The organism is Stutzerimonas nitrititolerans, assembly GCF_003696285.1.
Taxonomy (GTDB): Bacteria; Pseudomonadota; Gammaproteobacteria; order Pseudomonadales; family Pseudomonadaceae; genus Stutzerimonas; species Stutzerimonas nitrititolerans.
The window spans coordinates 75636-93897 of the sequence record NZ_RFFL01000006.1 but is presented as its reverse complement, the minus strand read 5'-3'; the positions used below and the strand labels follow the sequence as shown (position 1 = coordinate 93897).

The 18262-nt window shown below is 60.8% G+C and carries 15 protein-coding genes and 1 pseudogene; 13 read left to right on the top strand and 3 right to left on the bottom strand.

The window, feature by feature from the left end; translation table 11 throughout:
- Positions 1 to 105: 105 nt before the first annotated feature.
- Positions 106 to 1023 carry a sulfate adenylyltransferase subunit CysD gene (cysD, locus tag EA795_RS09255; RefSeq protein ID WP_014851672.1) on the top strand — a complete coding sequence of 306 codons (918 nt, stop codon included), beginning with the start codon at positions 106 to 108 and terminating at the stop codon, positions 1021 to 1023.
- A gap of 13 nt (positions 1024 to 1036) precedes the next feature.
- Entirely contained in the window at positions 1037 to 2935 is a 1899-nt protein-coding gene (cysN, locus tag EA795_RS09250; RefSeq protein ID WP_122076810.1) for a sulfate adenylyltransferase subunit CysN, read from the top strand.
- Positions 2936 to 3131: 196 nt separating this feature from the next.
- Here cysN and EA795_RS09245 read toward each other — a convergent pair whose 3' ends face one another.
- The 3 genes from EA795_RS09245 to EA795_RS09235 form a co-directional block, all read right to left on the bottom strand.
- Entirely contained in the window at positions 3132 to 3572 is a 441-nt protein-coding gene (locus tag EA795_RS09245; RefSeq protein ID WP_122076807.1) for a YtoQ family protein, read from the bottom strand.
- 260 nt (positions 3573 to 3832) lie between these two features.
- Positions 3833 to 4567, bottom strand: a complete 735-nt coding sequence (tfpZ, locus tag EA795_RS09240; protein ID WP_122076804.1) for a TfpX/TfpZ family type IV pilin accessory protein — start codon at positions 4565 to 4567, stop codon at positions 3833 to 3835.
- A 211-nt stretch (positions 4568 to 4778) separates the two neighbouring features.
- Entirely contained in the window at positions 4779 to 5315 is a 537-nt protein-coding gene (locus EA795_RS09235; protein WP_122076801.1) for a pilin, read from the bottom strand.
- A gap of 319 nt (positions 5316 to 5634) precedes the next feature.
- On the opposite strand from EA795_RS09235, the gene pilB reads away from it, so the two are divergent.
- From pilB to tssM, 11 genes and pseudogenes are all read left to right on the top strand, one after another.
- Entirely contained in the window at positions 5635 to 7338 is a 1704-nt protein-coding gene (pilB, locus tag EA795_RS09230; protein ID WP_115027455.1) for a type IV-A pilus assembly ATPase PilB, read from the top strand.
- A 1-nt stretch (position 7339) separates the two neighbouring features.
- Positions 7340 to 8557 carry a type II secretion system F family protein gene (locus EA795_RS09225; protein ID WP_115027456.1) on the top strand — a complete coding sequence of 406 codons (1218 nt, stop codon included), beginning with the start codon at positions 7340 to 7342 and terminating at the stop codon, positions 8555 to 8557.
- A 2-nt stretch (positions 8558 to 8559) separates the two neighbouring features.
- Positions 8560 to 9429 carry a prepilin peptidase gene (locus tag EA795_RS09220; protein WP_115027457.1) on the top strand — a complete coding sequence of 290 codons (870 nt, stop codon included), beginning with the start codon at positions 8560 to 8562 and terminating at the stop codon, positions 9427 to 9429.
- A gap of 243 nt (positions 9430 to 9672) precedes the next feature.
- On the top strand, positions 9673 to 10281 hold the full coding sequence (coaE, locus tag EA795_RS09215) for a dephospho-CoA kinase (RefSeq protein WP_058075604.1): 609 nt from the start codon (positions 9673 to 9675) through the stop codon (positions 10279 to 10281).
- The gene (gene yacG, locus EA795_RS09210; protein WP_014851684.1) at positions 10278 to 10472 is read left to right on the top strand and encodes a DNA gyrase inhibitor YacG; all 195 of its coding nucleotides are present in this window, start codon (positions 10278 to 10280) and stop codon (positions 10470 to 10472) included. The genes coaE and yacG overlap by 4 nt, the downstream gene beginning before the upstream one ends.
- A gap of 224 nt (positions 10473 to 10696) precedes the next feature.
- Positions 10697 to 10783 (top strand): annotated as a pseudogene (locus EA795_RS21625) (type VI secretion protein); the annotation flags it as partial.
- A gap of 20 nt (positions 10784 to 10803) precedes the next feature.
- Positions 10804 to 12000: a type VI secretion system-associated FHA domain protein TagH gene (gene tagH / locus EA795_RS09200; RefSeq protein WP_058078510.1), complete on the top strand. Its 1197-nt coding sequence runs from the start codon at positions 10804 to 10806 to the stop codon at positions 11998 to 12000.
- A gap of 6 nt (positions 12001 to 12006) precedes the next feature.
- The gene (tssJ, locus tag EA795_RS09195; protein ID WP_122076799.1) at positions 12007 to 12489 is read left to right on the top strand and encodes a type VI secretion system lipoprotein TssJ; all 483 of its coding nucleotides are present in this window, start codon (positions 12007 to 12009) and stop codon (positions 12487 to 12489) included.
- A 2-nt stretch (positions 12490 to 12491) separates the two neighbouring features.
- On the top strand, positions 12492 to 13823 hold the full coding sequence (gene tssK, locus EA795_RS09190; protein ID WP_058078508.1) for a type VI secretion system baseplate subunit TssK: 1332 nt from the start codon (positions 12492 to 12494) through the stop codon (positions 13821 to 13823).
- A 4-nt stretch (positions 13824 to 13827) separates the two neighbouring features.
- On the top strand, positions 13828 to 14712 hold the full coding sequence (icmH, locus tag EA795_RS09185) for a type IVB secretion system protein IcmH/DotU (RefSeq protein WP_122076796.1): 885 nt from the start codon (positions 13828 to 13830) through the stop codon (positions 14710 to 14712).
- Between the two features lies 1 nt (position 14713).
- A complete protein-coding gene (gene tssM / locus EA795_RS09180) occupies positions 14714 to 18253 on the top strand; it encodes a type VI secretion system membrane subunit TssM (protein WP_122076793.1) in 3540 nt (1179 codons plus the stop codon).
- Positions 18254 to 18262: the final 9 nt, after the last annotated feature.

The window sequence follows — 18262 nt, the reverse complement described above, 5'->3', positions numbered from 1 at the left end:
GTCAATTTCGTTCTAAGCAGCGGCCTGATTAGAATCGGTCGTCGTGCTAAAGTTGCGCCCTCTTCAAGGCCTGCCGGCCGTCCATCTGCATATTCGTGAGTAGCCATGGTCGACAAACTGACGCATCTGAAAGAGCTGGAGGCGGAAAGCATCCACATCATCCGCGAGGTGGCCGCCGAGTTCGACAACCCGGTGATGCTGTATTCCATCGGCAAGGATTCGGCCGTGATGCTGCATCTGGCGCGCAAGGCGTTCTACCCCGGCAAGCTGCCGTTCCCGGTGATGCACGTGGACACGCGCTGGAAATTCCAAGAGATGTACCGCTTCCGCGACAAGATGGTTGCCGAGATGGATCTGGACCTGATCACCCACGTGAACCCCGATGGCGTCGCCCAGGACATCAACCCCTTCACCCATGGCAGCGCCAAGCACACCGACATCATGAAGACCGAAGGTCTCAAGCAGGCGCTGGACAAGCACGGCTTCGATGCCGCCTTCGGTGGTGCGCGCCGCGACGAAGAGAAGTCGCGGGCCAAGGAGCGCGTCTATTCCTTCCGCGACGCCAAGCATCGCTGGGACCCGAAGAATCAGCGTCCCGAGCTGTGGAATGTCTATAACGGCAAGGTCAAGAAGGGCGAGTCGATCCGAGTGTTCCCGCTGTCCAACTGGACCGAGCTCGACATCTGGCAGTACATCTATCTGGAGCAGATCCCGATCGTACCGCTGTACTTCGCCGCCGAGCGTGAGGTGATCGAGAAGAACGGCACGCTGATCATGATCGACGACGAGCGCATCCTCGAGCACCTTACCGACGAAGAAAAGGCACGCATCGAAAAGCGCATGGTCCGCTTCCGCACCCTCGGCTGCTACCCGCTGACCGGTGCCGTGGAATCCACCGCCGCGACGCTGCCGGAAATCATCCAGGAAATGCTCCTGACCCGCACCTCCGAACGCCAGGGCCGCGTCATCGACCATGATGGCGCCGGGTCGATGGAAGAAAAGAAACGCCAGGGCTACTTCTAAGGGATTCCGCACCATGTCTCATCAATCCGATCTGATCAGCGAGGACATCCTCGCGTACCTGGCCCAGCACGAGCGCAAGGAATTGCTGCGCTTCCTCACCTGCGGCAACGTCGACGACGGCAAGAGCACGCTGATCGGCCGCCTGCTGCACGACTCCAAGATGATCTACGAGGATCACCTGGAAGCCATCACCCGCGACTCGAAGAAGGTCGGCACCACCGGCGATGACGTGGACCTGGCGCTGCTGGTCGATGGCCTGCAGGCCGAGCGCGAGCAGGGCATCACCATCGACGTGGCCTACCGCTACTTCAGCACCGCCAAGCGCAAGTTCATCATCGCCGACACCCCCGGCCATGAGCAGTACACCCGGAACATGGCGACCGGCGCCTCGACCTGCGATCTGGCGATCATCCTCGTCGATGCCCGCTACGGCGTGCAGACCCAGACCCGCCGCCACAGCTTCATCGCCTCCTTGCTGGGCATCAAGCACATCGTCGTAGCCATCAACAAGATGGACCTGATGGACTTCGATCAGAGCGTGTTCGAGCGCATCAAGGCCGACTACCTGTCCTTTGCCGAGCGCATCGGCCTCAAGCCGACTTCGCTGCATTTCGTGCCCATGTCCGCACTCAAGGGCGACAACGTCGTCAACAAGAGCGAGCGGGCGGACTGGTACGAAGGCCAGTCGCTGATGGAAATCCTCGAAAGCGTCGAGATTGCCGGCGACCGCAACTTCGACGACCTGCGCTTCCCGGTGCAGTACGTCAACCGGCCGAACCTGAATTTCCGTGGCTTCGCCGGTACCCTGGCCAGCGGCATTGTGCGCAAGGGCGATGAAGTCACGGTATTGCCGTCGGGCAAGACCAGCCGGATCAAGTCCATCGTCACCTACGACGGCGAGCTGGAGCAGGCCACGCCGGGCGAGGCAATCACTTTGACGCTGGAAGACGAGATCGACGTATCCCGTGGCGACATGCTGGTGCATGCCGACAACCTGCCGCGCATCGCCGACAGCTTCGACGCCATGCTGGTGTGGATGGGCGAAGAGCCGATGCTGCCGGGCAAGAAATACGACATCAAGCGCGCCACCAGCTACGTGCCGGGCTCCATCGCCAGCATCGCCCACACGGTGGACGTGAATACCCTGGAGCAAGGCCCCGCGAGCAGCCTCCAGCTCAACGAGATCGGCAAGGTCCGGGTCAGCCTGGATGCGTCCATCGCGCTGGACGGTTATGCGCAGAACCGCACCACCGGTGCCTTCATCGTCATCGACCGGCTCACCAACGGTACCGTCGGTGCGGGCATGATCATCGCCGATCCGGTCGTCCAGGGTTCCGGCAGCCATCACGGCGCGTTGGCTCACGTGGCTACCGAAGAGCGCGCGGCACGCTTCGGCCAGCAGCCGGCCACCGTGCTGTTCACCGGCTTGTCGGGCGCCGGCAAGAGCACGCTGGCCTACGGAGTCGAGCGCAAGCTGTTCGACATGGGGCGTGCGGTCTACGTGCTGGATGGCCAGAACCTGCGCCACGACCTGAACAAGGGCCTGCCGCAGGACCGCGCCGGCCGCACCGAGAACTGGCGCCGCGCCGCGCAGGTAGCCAAGCAGTTCAACGAAGCCGGCCTGATTACCCTGGCGGCCTTCGTCGCGCCGGACGCCGAAGGCCGTGAGCAGGCCAGAGCACTGGTAGGCGCCGAACGTCTGATCACGGTGTACGTCCAGGCGTCGCCGCTGACCTGCCAGCAACGTGATCCGCAGGGTCTGTACGCCGCCGGTGGCGACAATATTCCCGGCGAATCCTTCCCCTACGACGTGCCGGGCAATGCGGATCTGGTGATCGATACCGAATCCGTGAGCGTGGCCGATGGCGTCAAGCAGGTGATCGATCTGCTTCGTCAGCGTGAGGCGATCTGACGCTGAGGTGAGAACGAAACGCCCTGCAGTTGCAGGGCGTTTCGCTTTCTGGAGTCGCTCCGCTCGCAAGCCGCGTGCGTGAGTTCAAGCTTCGCGCCGGGGCGCTCCCGCGAGGTCAATCGCCGCGTCGTTTTCGTGGGAGCCGCGCCCTCGCGGCGAATAGACTGTAAGTCCGTCGGCGCAGCTGACCCTTTCTTCAGTCGCGCAGCACATACTTCAGAATCTCCACCACCTGCTCGATAGTGGTCGCCCAGGCCATGGCGGCTGCGTCGACTTCCTTCAGTGGGTGCACGATGTCTTCGCCATGCAGAGTGACGTAGGGCTTGTCCAGTGCGGCGCAATAGCCGGCATCGAATGCCGCGTTCCATTGCTTGTACTTGTCGCCAAAGCGCACCACCACCAGATCGGCCTGTTGAATCAGCGTCTTGGTACGAATCGCATTGACCTTGGATGACTTGTGGTCGCGCCAGAATGCATTCGGCTCTGCGCCGAGGCAGTCGCCGGCGGCGTCGCTGGCGTCATGGTCCGTAACGGCAGAAGTGAAAACCACGTCCAGCCCGGCGTCCTCAGCGCCACGCTTGATCTCGTCGCGCCAGTCGGTATGAATCTCGCCGGACAGGTAAACGGTAAAGCTCATGAATCCTCCTGATGTTGGGGTGTCTGCGTTGCCTCTTTGGCAAAGAAGGATCGATGCTAGCCCAGCGGCATAGGTGTGGGCCAGAAGATGCGGTGAAAACACACCGATCATAGGAGCGAGCTTGCTCTCGGTCATGGTTAGCTCGGTGCCAGGCTGGTAAGCGAGCAAGGTTTGGCGATCCACCCTATGAGGATGGCTGGGTGATAGTGGATTCGTAAATTCGAGTGCCCTGGCTAAGGAGTGTTGCCTAGGTCAGAGATTCATTTCCAAGGGTCAAGTTCGACGATGGCGATTACTTCGCTCTTGTTCTCGCCAAGCAGCACTACCATTGGTTTGGCACGTGCCATCAGTGGTACCCAAGCGGCTGCGTCTGGCCACTTGTATAGAACATCGTTAACCGTGGCGGGGTCGTTAAAATCGTTCAGGGATGAAAGTGGGCGTGCGCGCTGCTGCATGGCATTGGTCATTTCCTCTAAGGGTCGGTAGAGGTTGGGACGCTGTGCTATGTCGTTGCCGCCGAGTGTCGCCTCGAAAAGGATAGTGTTGCGCTGCTCGGGATCGTCAGGCCTTACGGCACCGACCCATTGCGGTCCACTCCAAGGGACATTGCGGTATAGCGTGGGTGCTTCGTCTAGCAGTCGGTTATCAATGTCTGCCACCGTTACTACATCGAAACGATCTACATTGTAGACGATCCAAGCTGGGCGGCCTTCTGCCACAGTCCATAGACCATATCCCAGCGCTGTCAATTGCAGGAAGGCTATTGCAGCCAAATCCATAAACAGATTTTTCTTGCCAACCTTGAACACCAAAAGGGTCAGTACTGGGCCGAGGATTACATCTATTATCAATAGCAACAAGAGTATATGAGTTACATTCTGTGCTTCGTGTAGTGGTGCGGGATACCATACGAGGAGTACCAGTATCAAGGCTATTAATGCGATAGCCACTGATGCAGCTAGATGTAATAAAAATACCTTGAAGCGGGCAGGCATGGAAAACTCCATACAAAAATAGACGATATTGGATGGGGCGCTGGCAGGCAAAAACTTTTTCGATTGAATTGATGGTTTTGAGCGTTAGGTCATATCCATTATGAGTGGCGAAGCACGTGCGCTATAAAGCAAAACCCCGCCGAGAGGCAGGGTTTTGTTGATGCCGGCTAAGTTGGACGTAACCTGAGCGATTACGCCCGCCGCTCAAGGCTTAGCGGCATTCGCTCGGGGCGAACTGCGCCGGCAGAGTGCCCGGAGTCAGAGTTGCGAGGCCGCGGCCAGCCGAAACAAGGTTGGCAGTAGATGCGCAGCCCCAGTCGACAGAGCCAGTATTGCCGCTACCAAAGTTGGCAGCCAGTTGAACGGCATCATCCCCGGTTTGGATATACGGAGTGTAAACCAGCGTTGCATCAGCAGGAATGTTGCCAACGTTATCTTGGTTAAAGGTAACGGTCACTTCACCGGTAGCGGCATCAACCAGTACGGAAGAGACGTACTTGCTTACGGCACCATTGTCACCTGCTTGGGCGTTCCAAGCGGTAGCTACGGCAGTCAACTCTGCTGCGGTATTTGCATTTTCGGCGATCAGCGATTTGGCACTGGAGGCCAGGCCGACACCTTCAGTCACTCGCGCACGAATCGTGTAATCCTGATACGCCGGCAGCGCCACCGCTGCCAAAATTCCGATGATCGCAACTACGATCATCAATTCAATAAGGGTAAAGCCCTTCTGCATTTGCGTTTTCATTCAAATCTCCTTGAGTGTTAGGCATCGAGCCTGGCTGAGATAAAGCAGTTGGCATGCCAGCTTACGTTTAGTGCTCGTCTGCTGATCGATAATGTGATGGGTGTCCTGTCTTGCTGGGCGAGGGAGTCAGGAAGAGCATCTCGGGTGGTTGTTCTTTGATATTGACGGTGGCTGCTTCACGGTTAACCGTCTCCCGGGTTTTTAGCTTAGTGGTCTTGTGGTGGCGATATGTGACGAAATACGGCACTTTGCCGTGTGGTTGTTTGAACCTTCGGTTAACTGCGTTATAAGGCGGGCATTCGATTTCCGCGAGAGCGCCATGAACGAACATATTTCCCTTTCGGGTCTGGCCCGGCAGATGGTCTTGGCCGGGGTGCTGGACGAGAAGACTGCACAGCAGGCCCAGATGCAGGCGCAACGTAACAAGCTATCCCTGGTGACCTATGTGGTGCAGAACAAACTGGCGAAAGGGCGGGCGGTTGCCGAGCTCGCCTCCGATCAGTTCGGGGTCGCATTGCTGGACTTGTCCGCCTTAGACAAAGATTCGCTACCTAAGGAGCTGGTCAGTGAAAAGCTGGCGCGCCAGCATCGGGTGCTGCCGCTGGTCAAGCGCGGCACCAAGCTCTATGTCGCTATTTCCGATCCGGCCAACCACCAGTCGATTGCCGATATTCAGTTCAGCACCGGGCTGACCATCGAGTCGATTCTGGTGGAGGACGACAAGCTGGGTGCTGCCATCGACAAGCTCTATGAGAGCGGTACGAGCGGGCTGGAGGATCTGGGCGACGTCGATCTGGACGGTATCGACGTCGAGTCCGTCAATGATGATGTCAAAGGCGGGGAGGAGGGAGAGGCCGCTGATGACGCCCCAGTAGTACGCTTCGTCAACAAGATGCTGCTCGATGCCATACGCGGTGGCTCGTCGGACCTGCACTTTGAGCCCTACGAAAAGGCCTATCGGGTGCGCCTGCGTACAGATGGTGTGCTGCATGAAGTGGCGCGGCCGCCGATCCAGCTGGCTCCACGTATTTCCGCGCGGTTGAAGGTAATGGCCGGGCTGGATATTTCCGAGCGGCGCAAGCCTCAGGATGGCCGGATCAAGATGAAGCTTTCCAAGACCAAGGCCATCGACTTTCGCGTGAACACCCTGCCGACGCTGTGGGGCGAAAAGATCGTGATGCGGATTCTCGATCCCTCTAGTGCGCAAATGGGCATTGATGCCCTGGGCTATGAGGAGTCGCAGAAGCAGCTGTATATGGATGCGCTCAAGCAGCCCCAGGGCATGATTCTGGTCACCGGGCCGACCGGTTCGGGTAAGACGGTTTCGCTGTACACCGGTCTGAACATCCTCAATACGGTGGACGTGAACATCTCGACCGCCGAGGATCCGGTGGAAATTAACCTGGAGGGCATCAACCAGGTCAACGTCAATCCGCGCCAGGGTATGGACTTTGCCCAGGCGCTGCGCGCCTTCCTGCGCCAGGATCCGGACGTGATCATGGTGGGCGAGATTCGTGACCTGGAAACGGCCGAGATCGCCATCAAGGCGGCGCAGACAGGGCATATGGTGATGTCCACTCTGCACACCAACAGCGCCGCGGAAACCCTCACCCGCCTGCGCAACATGGGTGTGGCTGCATTCAATATCGCCACGTCGGTGAACCTGATTATCGCCCAGCGCCTGGCGCGCAAGCTGTGCTCGAGCTGCAAGAAGGAAATCGAGGTGCCGCGCGATGCGTTGCTCAAGGAAGGCTTCCCCGAGGAAAGCATCGGTACTTTCAAGATATACGGACCTGTAGGTTGTGAAAACTGTGTGGGCGGTTACAAGGGGCGTGTTGGTATTTATGAAGTGGTTAAAAACACGCCAGCATTGGCCCGGATTATCATGGAGGACGGCAACTCAATCGATATCTCCACCCAGATGCGCAAGGATGGCTTCAACGACTTGCGGACTTCGGCGCTGATCAAGGCCATGCAGGGCGTGACCAGCCTGGAAGAAGTCAACCGGGTGACAAAGGACTAACATGGCGCAGAAAGCGATTAAGAACAGTGTCTTTACCTGGGAAGGGCTCGACCGGCAGGGTGCGAAGATCAAAGGCGAACTGAGTGGCGTGAGCCCGGCGCTGGTCAAGGCGCAACTGCGCAAGCAGGGGATCAACCCGCAGAAGGTGCGCAAGAAATCGGTTTCGCTCTTCAGCTCTGGCAAGAAGATCAAGCCGATGGACATTGCGCTGTTCACACGGCAGATGGCGACCATGATGAAGGCCGGCGTCCCCCTGCTGCAGTCGTTCGACATCATTGGCGAGGGATTCGACAATCCGAACATGCGCAAGCTGGTCGATGACCTCAAGCAGGAGGTCGCAGCTGGTAACAGCTTTGCCTCCTCGCTACGCAAGAAACCCCAGTATTTCGATGACCTTTATTGCAACCTGGTGGACTCTGGGGAGCAGTCCGGTTCGCTGGAAACCCTGCTCGATCGCGTGGCGACTTATAAGGAGAAAACCGAGGCGCTGAAAGCCAAGATCAAGAAGGCAATGAACTATCCGATTGCGGTAGTTTTGGTGGCAGTGATCGTTACTGCCATTCTTCTGATCAAGGTGGTTCCGCAGTTCCAAGATGTGTTCGCCAACTTCGGTGCGGAGTTGCCGGCTTTCACTATGATGGTTATTGGCCTATCGGAGGCACTGCAGGCTTGGTGGTACGTAGTGCTGGCTGGGCTTGTTGGTGCTGCCTTTGCCTTCAAGCAGGCGCACACACGTTCCGAGAAATTCCGTAACTGGTTCGACAGGCTGATGCTGAAGGTGCCGGTGGTGGGTGACATTCTGTACAAGTCGTCGGTAGCGCGTTTCGCCCGCACCTTGTCGACCACCTTTGCAGCCGGTGTGCCGCTGGTCGATGCGCTGGATTCGGTAGCTGGTGCCACGGGTAACGTGGTGTTCCGCACGGCGACCAACAAGGTCAAGAGCGATGTCTCCAGCGGCATGCAGCTCAACTTCTCCATGCGAACCACCGGAACATTCCCGTCCATGGCGGTGCAGATGACCGCGATTGGTGAGGAATCCGGCTCCTTGGACGAGATGCTGGCCAAGGTGGCGACATTTTACGAGGATGAGGTAGACAACATGGTCGATGGTCTCACCGCGCTGATGGAGCCGATGATCATGGCGGTTCTCGGTGTGTTGGTAGGTGGCTTGATCATCGCAATGTACTTGCCAATCTTCCAGCTGGGTGCTGTTGTTTAAACATGACTCCTGTCGAATTTCTGGCCAGCAACTCGCTGGCCTTTGTTTTGTGCGCGCTAGTGCTTGGCCTGCTGGTCGGCAGCTTCCTCAACGTGGTCATCCATCGCCTGCCGATCATGATGCAGCGTGACTGGCAATCGCAGGCGCGGGAGTTTCTGGAGATACCTGCCGAGCCTGCCGGCGCTGCCTTCAATCTGTTTCTCCCGCATTCACGTTGCCCGCACTGCGACCACCAGATCCGCGCCTGGGAAAATATTCCGCTGATCAGCTGGCTGGCGCTGCGTGGCAAGTGTTCGGCGTGCAAGGCGTCGATCAGCAAGCGCTACCCGCTGGTCGAGCTGGCGTGTGGGTTGCTCTCGGGTTACGTCGCCTGGCATTTCGGTTTTTCCTGGCAGGCTGGCGCGATGCTGCTGCTGACCTGGGGTTTGCTGGCGATGAGCATGATCGACGTCGATCATCAGTTGCTGCCGGATTCGCTGGTGCTGCCGCTGCTCTGGCTGGGCTTGATCGTCAACAGCTTCGGGCTGTTCGCTTCGCTGGAAGATGCGTTGTGGGGCGCAGTTGTGGGTTACCTCGCCCTGTGGTCGGTGTACTGGCTGTTCAAGCTGGTGACCGGCAAGGAGGGGATGGGCTACGGCGACTTCAAGTTGCTGGCCATGCTGGGTGCCTGGGGCGGCTGGCAGGTGCTGCCGCTGACTATCTTGCTGTCTTCGGTGGTCGGCGCGGTGCTGGGCACGGTCATGTTGCGTATGCAAAAGGCCGAGAGCGGCACGCCCATTCCCTTCGGCCCCTATCTGGCGATCGCTGGCTGGGTCGCATTGCTTTGGGGTGACCAGATCACTGCCAGCTACCTGCAGTTCGCCAGACTGTAGGAGCGAGCTTGCTCGCGATTGATGGCACCGGGCTTGTGCGCTGGACCGGATGTTGTGTGTGATCCCGGATCGCCAGCAAGCTGGCTCCTACGGCAACGGTGATGAGGTATGGTTGTAGGAGCTTGCTCGCAATCACCTGACCGTTCAGCCATCGATCTTTTTATCGGCTGTCGTTCTACCTGCCTTGCGTCGATCGCTTCAAGGCGTTACTACTGCGCGTCGTTTTGCGGCGATGGTTAAGTGATGAAACCTTGGATTCTCGGGCTGACCGGCGGCATCGGCAGTGGCAAGAGCGCGGTAGTCGAGCAGTTCGGCCGGCTCGGCGTGCATTGGGTCGACGCCGACCATGCGGCGCGCTGGGTGGTGGAGCCCGGAAAACCCGCCTTGGCGCGGATCGCCGAGCATTTTGGCGATGGCGTGTTGACGCCGGCAGGCGAGCTGGATCGCGCGGTGCTGCGGGCGCGGGTGTTCGAGAATGCCGGCGAGCGCAAGTGGCTGGAGCAATTGCTGCATCCGCTGATTCGCCAGGAAATTGCCGAGCACCTGTCGCGTGCGCAGTCGCCGTACGCCATTCTGGTATCGCCGCTGTTGATCGAGGCGGGTCAATATCGCCAGGCCGATCGGGTGCTGGTGGTCGACGTTCCCGAGTCGTTGCAACTGCAGCGCGCCATGCGCCGCGATCAGGCATCGGAGGCACAGATTCGCGCCATTCTGAAAGTTCAGGCCAGCCGCGAGGAGCGGTTGCGGCACGCGGACGATGTGCTGGTGAACGATCGCGATCGGGCGTGGCTCGAGGCCGAAGTCGCGCGCCTGCATGATTTTTACCTGACGCTACGAGGAGGTCAGCCATGAGTACAACCGTTGTCAAATGCCCGACTTGCGGCGCTCCGGTCGAATGGGGACCGCAGAGTCCGCAGCGCCCGTTCTGCTCGGAACGCTGCAAGTTGATCGATCTGGGGGCGTGGGCCGCCGAGGAACATGCCATTCCGGGAAATGAGCTGGAGGACGAGCTCTTTTCCGAGGATCTGTCGCGCAGGCATTGAGGCCTGCTTCGCGGTTTGCGAAAGGATTCGTACCGCGACACCGTTTCCCTGTAATGGTTCGGTCGCTTCGTGACACGCATCACCGCGATAGCCGTGGGTATTGACGTTCAATATGCGGGCCCGCTTCACAGTGACGGAAGCACTGCCCGGCCCACGCTTTCAAGGAGGAAACCCGCGTGTTCAAACGCTATTGCGTCCCCGTTTTTCTAGGCGCCATCTTCTCTCTCTCCGCTTGCTCCGGTAACTACAAATTCAGCGACGACGAGTACCGTCCGCTCGGCGATCCGCATGCAGTGAATCGCAATAACTGATCGCAGGGAGCGAAGCAGCCATGGAATTGGTTTTCGACGTGGTCGGCGCGCATCAGTTCGCGCCAGGCCTGCAGTCCAGCAAGGCATTCAGGCAGTCCGGTGGAGTGATCGGGCGCGCGGAAGGGTGCGACTGGGTGATGCCCGATCGCAAGCGCGTACTGTCCGGTCGCCACGCGACGGTCAGCTATCGTGACGGCGCCTTCTTCCTGACCGATACCAGCAGCAACGGTATCCAGCTCAAGGACAGCGGCGCCAGCCTGACCAAGGGCCAGCCGCAACGCATCGAGCATGGCAGCGTGTACTGCCTCGGCGATTACGAGATTCGGGCACGGCTGATTCAGGCCCCGTCCATGTTCGAAGCAGATGTCGGGCGCTCACAACCCGCCGGTAGCGTCATTCCCGACGATGCTTTCCTGGATCTCGACCCGTTGATCGCCATGGATCAGCAGGAGCGCGTCTACGCGCAAACCGACGATCTCGATCTCGCCCTGGGCGCGCCGCGCCAGCAGACCCCACAGCGCGACTATGCCCGCATCGATATGGAAAGCCTGTCGCTGCCGGAGCTGGTCGAACCGCGGGTCATGCCAGAGCCTGCTCCTGCAGTCGTGCCGGAACAGCTGCCGCTGGCCTTCTGGGAGCGCTTCGGCGAGGCGCTGGGCATCGATCTGGATGGCATGGATGAGGCGGCCCGCGAAGCAATGGCCATCGATGCGGCGCGCTTGCTCAGGCAGAGCGTTTCAAGCCTGCAGCAGAGTCTGCGTACCCGGAGCGAACTGAAGAACGAGCTGCGGTTGGCGCTGACCACCGTGCAGAGCGCGGGCAACAATCCGCTCAAGCATAGCGTCGACAGCGCCGAGGCCCTGAACGCACTGCTGCGTGGCGGCAAGCCCGGTCAGTTATCGGCCGAACAGGCCGTCAGTCGCGCGTTCCGCGACATTCAGGCCCACCAGGTGGCTCTGCTCGCGGCCAGCCGTGCTGCTGTCAAGGCGATGTTCGAGCAGTTCTCGCCGGAACAATTGGTGCTGCGCTACGAGCGTGACGGCCACAAACCGTTGTTCGCCACCGCGGCGAGCCGCTGGCGGGCTTACCGCAAGCTGCACCAGGCACTCGGACAGGACGACGATTGGAGTGATCGTCTGTTCGCCCGGGATTTTGCCAAGGCGTATGAAGAGCAGGTACGCCTGATCGCCACACTCGATTCCCCCGTTCAAGGATGATCCACCATGCCTCGCTGTATCCCTCTCGCCATGTTGGCGATGCTGCTCGTTCTGAGCGGCTGTTCGGCCCTGTCACCCTTTTCCGACCTGACCAAGCTGGACCTTGCGCTGCAAGGCAGTGATCGACTCAATCCGGACCTCAACGGCCGGCCTTCGCCGATCGTCCTGCGTCTGCTCGAACTCAAGCATCCGGTCGCCTTCGAGAATGCCGATTTCTTCTCCCTTTACCAGCGGCCCAAGGAAGCGCTGGCGCCGGATCTGGTCGCGCTTGAAGAGCTCGAGTTGCGCCCCGGCGAAAGCCGCGACCTGAAACTGACGGTGCAGGAGGGCAGCCGTTACGTCGGCGTGCTGGCCGCCTATCGCGACCTGCCCGAAGCGAACTGGCGCTACGTGCTGACCCTGGAGCCGCGTGAGCGCACCCACGCCTGGTTGAGGCTGGACGAGCAAGGCATCCAGCCGGTCGATCCGCTTGCCGAACAAGGGGAATGAGCATGAGTCTGCATAAAGTCGTCTGGCAGGAAGGCATGCTGCTGCGCCCCCAGCATTTCCAGCAGAATGATCGCTACTTCGATTACCAGCTGAAGGTTCGCACGCAGAAGCTGAACAATTACGCCTGGGGCTTCTTCGCCCAGGAGATTGATCGCCAGTTCCTGAACATGGGCAAGCTGGTCGTCAGCCAGGCCAGCGGCATTCTCCCCGATGGCAGCCTGTTCGACCTGGGCGATCAGCGCGAGCCGCTGGGGCTGGACATTCCGCCGAATACCGGCAGCACGTCGGTATATCTCGCGCTGCCGTTGGTGACCGGCAACCACATCGAAACCCGCCGCCCCGAACAGAAGGACGTGCTGGCGCGCTATATCGCCTTCGATACCGAAGTGGTCGATTCCAACGCGGGGGATAGCGGCAGCAGTCAGGTCAGCACCGGGCGCATGGACTTTCGCCTGCTGCTCGGCGAACAGGAGAACGACCAAGCCTACGTCAAGCTCAAGCTCTGCGAAATCATGGACACCACGCCGGATGGGGTGATCAGCCTGGATCCGGACTTCATCCCTACCTACGTCAACTTCCAGGCCTCGAGTTACCTGCTCTCCTGCCTGAAGGAAGTGATCAGCATGCTCGCGCACCGTGGCGATACCCTTGCCGAGCGCATAAGGGCGAGCGGCAAGGTGGGCGGTGCGGAGGTCGGCGATTTCATGATGCTGCAGCTGATCAACCGCCACGAACCGGTGCTGCGCCACTACCTCGGTGTCGACCAGGTTCATCCCGAGCAGCTCTATCGCGAGCTGCTGGGCCTGCTCGGCGAGCTGGCCACCTTTTCCAGCGAGAGCAAGCGACCGCGACTGGAGAGCCGCTACCAGCACAGCGATCAAGGCGCGAGTTTCCGCAAGCTGATGGACGCGATTCGCCAGGTGCTGTCGATGGTGCTCGAGCAGCATGCCATCGAGTTGCTGCTGCAGCAGCGCCAGTACGGCATTCAGGTTTCGCCGCTGCATGACCACAAGCTGCTCGGCTCGGCATCCTTCGTGCTCGCGGCGAGCGCCCAGTGCGATTCGGAAGAATTGCGTACGCGCCTGCCCGCCCACCTGAAGGTGGGTCCGGTGGAGCGCATTCGCCAACTGGTCAACCTGCATCTGCCGGGTATCAGGATCAAGCCGCTGCCGGTGGCGCCACGGCAGATCCCCTTCCATGCGGGCAAGACCTACTTCGCACTGGAACTCAGCCCCGAGGACCAGGCCCAGCTGGAGCGCTCCGGCGGCTTCGCCTTCCATGTGTCCGGCGACTTCACCGGGCTCGAACTGAAATTCTGGGCAGTCAGGGATTGACGACATGATCAGAGAAATGGACTACGGGCAGGATGACAAGACGGTAATCGTCAACCGCGGTGGCGAAGAAGCATCGCAGAGCCCGCTGACGGATTTTGCCGTGCCACCGAAATTCGAACAGCTGGAGGAGCGGATGATCTATGCCGCTCGCCTGCGCCCGGCGGAAGTCTTCAACATCAGTCTCAACCCGCTGGTGGCCGCGGCCTCGTCGCTGCTTTCGGAAGTGGTGCGCCTCAAGCACAGCCCCGAGGGCGAGGATTTCCAGGCGCTGCACGCAAGACTGACCGGCGCGATCAAGCTGTTCGAACACCGGGCGTTGCACGATGGCTGTGAAAGCAGCCAGGTGATGGCAGCCCGTTATGTGCTCTGCACGGTGCTCGACGAGGCGGTGGTGACCACGCCCTGGGGCAACGAGAGCGAATGGTCGCAGATGAGCCTGCTGAGCAACTTCCACAACGAGACCTTTGGCGGGGAGAAGTTCTTCCAGCTGCTCGAGCGCCTGTCGCGCAATCCGGTCAAGCACCTGCCGATGCTGGAGCTGCTGTATCTGTGCCTGTCGCTTGGCTTCGAAGGCAAATACCGCGTGCTGCCGCGCGGCATGCTCGAGCTGGAAGCCGTACGTGACAGCCTGTACCGGCAGATTCGCCAGATACGTGGCGATGTGCCCCGCGAGCTGTCGCCGCATTGGGAGGGGCTGAAAGACACGCGGCGGCGCCTGGTGCGCATCGTACCGTGGTGGATGGTGGGGCTTTTCACCCTGGCTTGTCTCGGGGTGATGTACAGCGGTTTCGCCTGGGTGCTCAGCGAGCAGCGCTCGACCGTTCTGCAACCGTACCAGTCGCTGGATGCCGACTCGGTGGATTCACAGCTTTCCTCAGGGATGAATTGAAATGAAGGTTTTCTTCGCCAAGCTCGGCGCCTTTTTCCGCAAGACCTGGGTCTGGAGCCTGTGTCTGGTGCTGATCGTCGCGCTGCTGGTCTGGTTTGCCGGCCCGCTGTTCGCGGTCGACGATCACAAGTTCTGGGAATCGGCCACCAGCCGCCTGTTGACCATCAGCGCGCTGTTCCTGATCTGGGGGCTGGCAATGGTGTTCGCCAGCTGGCGTGCCACGGTTCGCAGGAAAAAGGAGGAAGACGACCAGGACGTCCAGGAAAAACTGCGGCGAGATGGGGCGATCGGTGAAGAACAGCAGGAGTTGCGCCATCGTTTCAAGCAGGCGCTGCGTACGTTGCGCAGCTCCAGCCTGTATCGCGGACGCAGTGAAAAATGGCGCAACGAGCTGCCTTGGTACCTGCTGCTCGGTCCCCAGGGCAGCGGCAAGACCAGCCTGCTGGATTTCTCCGGGCTGGATTTTCCGCTGAACCGTGGCGAGAACCAGCGCCTGACCAAGGACGTGTCCGGCACGCGCTACGCGGACTGGTATTTCGCCGATCACGCCGTGCTGATCGACACGGCCGGTCGCTACCTGACCCAGCCTGATGCGCAAATCGACCGCAGCGCCTGGGACATTTTGCTGGGCCTGTTGCGCAAGCGACGCGCCCGTCCGCTCAACGGCGTGCTGGTGAACATTCCGGTGGAGCTGTTGCTGGGCGACAACGAACTCGAGCTGGAGAACCTGGCTCGCCAGTTCCGGCAGCGACTGCATGAGATCCATCAGCGCTTGGCCATCGACGTGCCGGTGTACCTGGTCTTGAGCAAGGCCGACCGCATCCTCGGCTTCGAAGAGTTCTTCGACCAGCTGTCTCGCGAAGAAAGCGATCAGGTGCTCGGTGTCAGTTTCCGCCAGCAACAGAAGGGTACCGAGGCCCAGGTCGTGCGCCAGGAGTTCGAGGAGCTGCTGCGCCGCCTCAACAGCCAGGTAATTTTGCGCATGCACCAGGAGCGCGATACCCAGCGCCGTGGGCGAATCCTCGACTTCCCTCATCAACTGGGACAGATAGGCGAACGCCTCGGTCTGTTCATCGAACTGGCCTTCGCCGGTAATCGCTACCAGCGCGCCAGCCAGCTACGCGGCTTCTACCTGACCAGCGCACCGCAACTGCAGGACAGCCTCGATCCGCTGACCGCCGGTATCGGACGCAGCATCGGCCTGGCCGGCAGCGCTCTGCCCACCTTCCGCAGCGGCCGCGCTCGGTTTATCAACCAGCTGCTGAGTCGCGTGATCTTTCCCGAGGCCGAACTGGCCGGGCTCGACCAGCGCGAAGTACGGCGTATCGACTGGCGCCAGCGTTCGCTGTACGCCGCGGCTTTCGCTTGCATGGCGGTGTTCGGCCTGGGCTGGGCGCTGAATTTCTCCGGTAACCATGATCGGCTCGAACAGTTGCGCGAGATTGCCCAGGCGCTCGGCCAGCAGCGCCAGGCCATCGAACCGCAGGACGATGCGCTGCAGACCCTCAAGACGCTCGACAGCAGCTATGCTGCCACCCAGGTCTTTCCGCCCAGGAATGAGGTTTCCTGGCTGCGTCGCGGTGGCCTGTACCAGGGCGAGCAGGTCGAGCCGACGCTGCATCAGGCCTACCGCCGTGAACTGGAAGCGCTGCTGTTGCCACGTGTCGGACGCCAGCTGGAAGCGCAGATACGGGCCAACCTGGATGACCGCGAGCGTCTGCTCGGCAGCCTGCGAGCCTACCTGATGCTGCAGTTGGAGCAACGCCGTGACGCCGACTATCTCAAGGATTGGGTCGCTGCCGACTGGTCACTGCGTTATGCCGGTAACGGCGTCGCCCAGAACGGGTTGAACAGCCATTTCGCTCGCCTGCTGGAGGAGTCGTTCGCACCCTATCCGCTGAACGAGCAACTGGTCGCGCAGGCACGTACGCAGCTGCGCAGCGAATCGCTGGCCAACGTCGTCTATCGCATGCTTCGCGAGCAGGCTCGCAGCCTGCCGGATTACCGTCTGAGCCAGCGCCTCGGCTCGCAGGCGTCGCAGTTCATCGGCAGTGATTATCCGGTTCCCGGCTTCTATACCCAGCGCGGCTATCAACGGATGTTCGTCGCCCAGGGGGCGGATCTGGTGCGGGAGATCCTGCGCGACAACTGGGTACTGGGCGAGGGCGAGAGTCTCAGCGCCAAGGACCTGAGCCGATTGATGGTGGAGATGGAGCAGCTCTATTTCCGCGACTATGCCAACCATTGGAGCGAAGCACTGGCGCAGCTCAACCTGCAGCCGGCCAACACGGCTGCTGAAGGCGCGCTGCAACTGGCCGATCTGACGGCTGCCAACTCGCCATTGCTGCAGTTGCTGGTGGAAATACGCGAGAACACGCGCTTCAGCGGCCTTGCTGAAGCGGCCGATCAGGCTGGAGAGGCAGCTGAAGCGGCCCAGGCCGCAGGCGGCAAACTTGGGAAGGCCGGCAAGCTGGCTGCCGTCGCCGCGGAACAGGCGCAGGCCGCATTGCTCAGGAACCTGCCTGATACTGCACGCAAGGCCCTGGAGCGACGCTTCGAACCCTTGCATCGCTTGCTCGATGAAGCGGGCGGCGCCGGCCCCGAGCTGGCCAGCGCGCTTCAGGCACTGGATGCGCTGCATCGGCAACTGACCGGCTTGGCGCATGCCAGTGCGCCGGAACAGGCTGCGTTCGAGATGGCCCGTGCCCGTATGGCTGGCCAGCCTGATGCGATCAACCAGGTGCGCAGCAGCGCCGGACGCCTGCCGCAGCCGGTTGGAAAGTGGCTCGGGCTGCTCGCTGAAGACAGCTGGATGCTGGTGCTCAGCGATGCCTACCACTACCTCAACCAGCGTTATCGCAGCGAGCTGTACGCCGCCTACGGTGGCTCGCTGCGCCAGCGCTATCCATTCAATGCGCACAGCGAAAGCGACGTTGCGCTCGCCGACTTCCGCGAATTCTTCAAGGCGCAGGGCACCGCCGACAGCTTCTTCGACCGTTACCTGAAGCCTTTCGTCACCGGCAGTGCGGGCCAGTATCGTCTGCGTCGTGTCGATGGCCGTGGTCTGCCGCTGTCCGAGGAATTCCTGGCGCAGATGGGCAGGGCGCAGACCATTAGGCGCAGCTTCTTCACGGAGAATCCCAACGAGCCGCTGATCCTGTTCAAGCTGGAACCGTATTCGCTGGATTCCAGCCTTGGTCGGGCAGACTTCCGCTTCGGCAAGCAGCAGATGGAATACCGTCACGGGCCGATCGTGCAGACTGCATTCCGCTGGCCGGCCGAGGGCGACGAAGGACGCACCAGCCTGGTGGTCGAAGAGCTGGGTGGCCGGCGTGTCGGCATCGAGAAGAACACCGGCCCCTGGTCGCTGTTCCGTCTGCTCGATCTGATGGAGGTGGACTACCACAGCGGTCGCGATGTGCTGATGCTCAAGGCCAACCTCGGTGGGCTGCGCGCCAACTATCTGCTGCACAGCCAGCGTTCGCCGAACCCCTTCGATATCGACCTGCTGCGCGGCTTCAAACTGCCGACGACACTGTGAAGGCAGCCG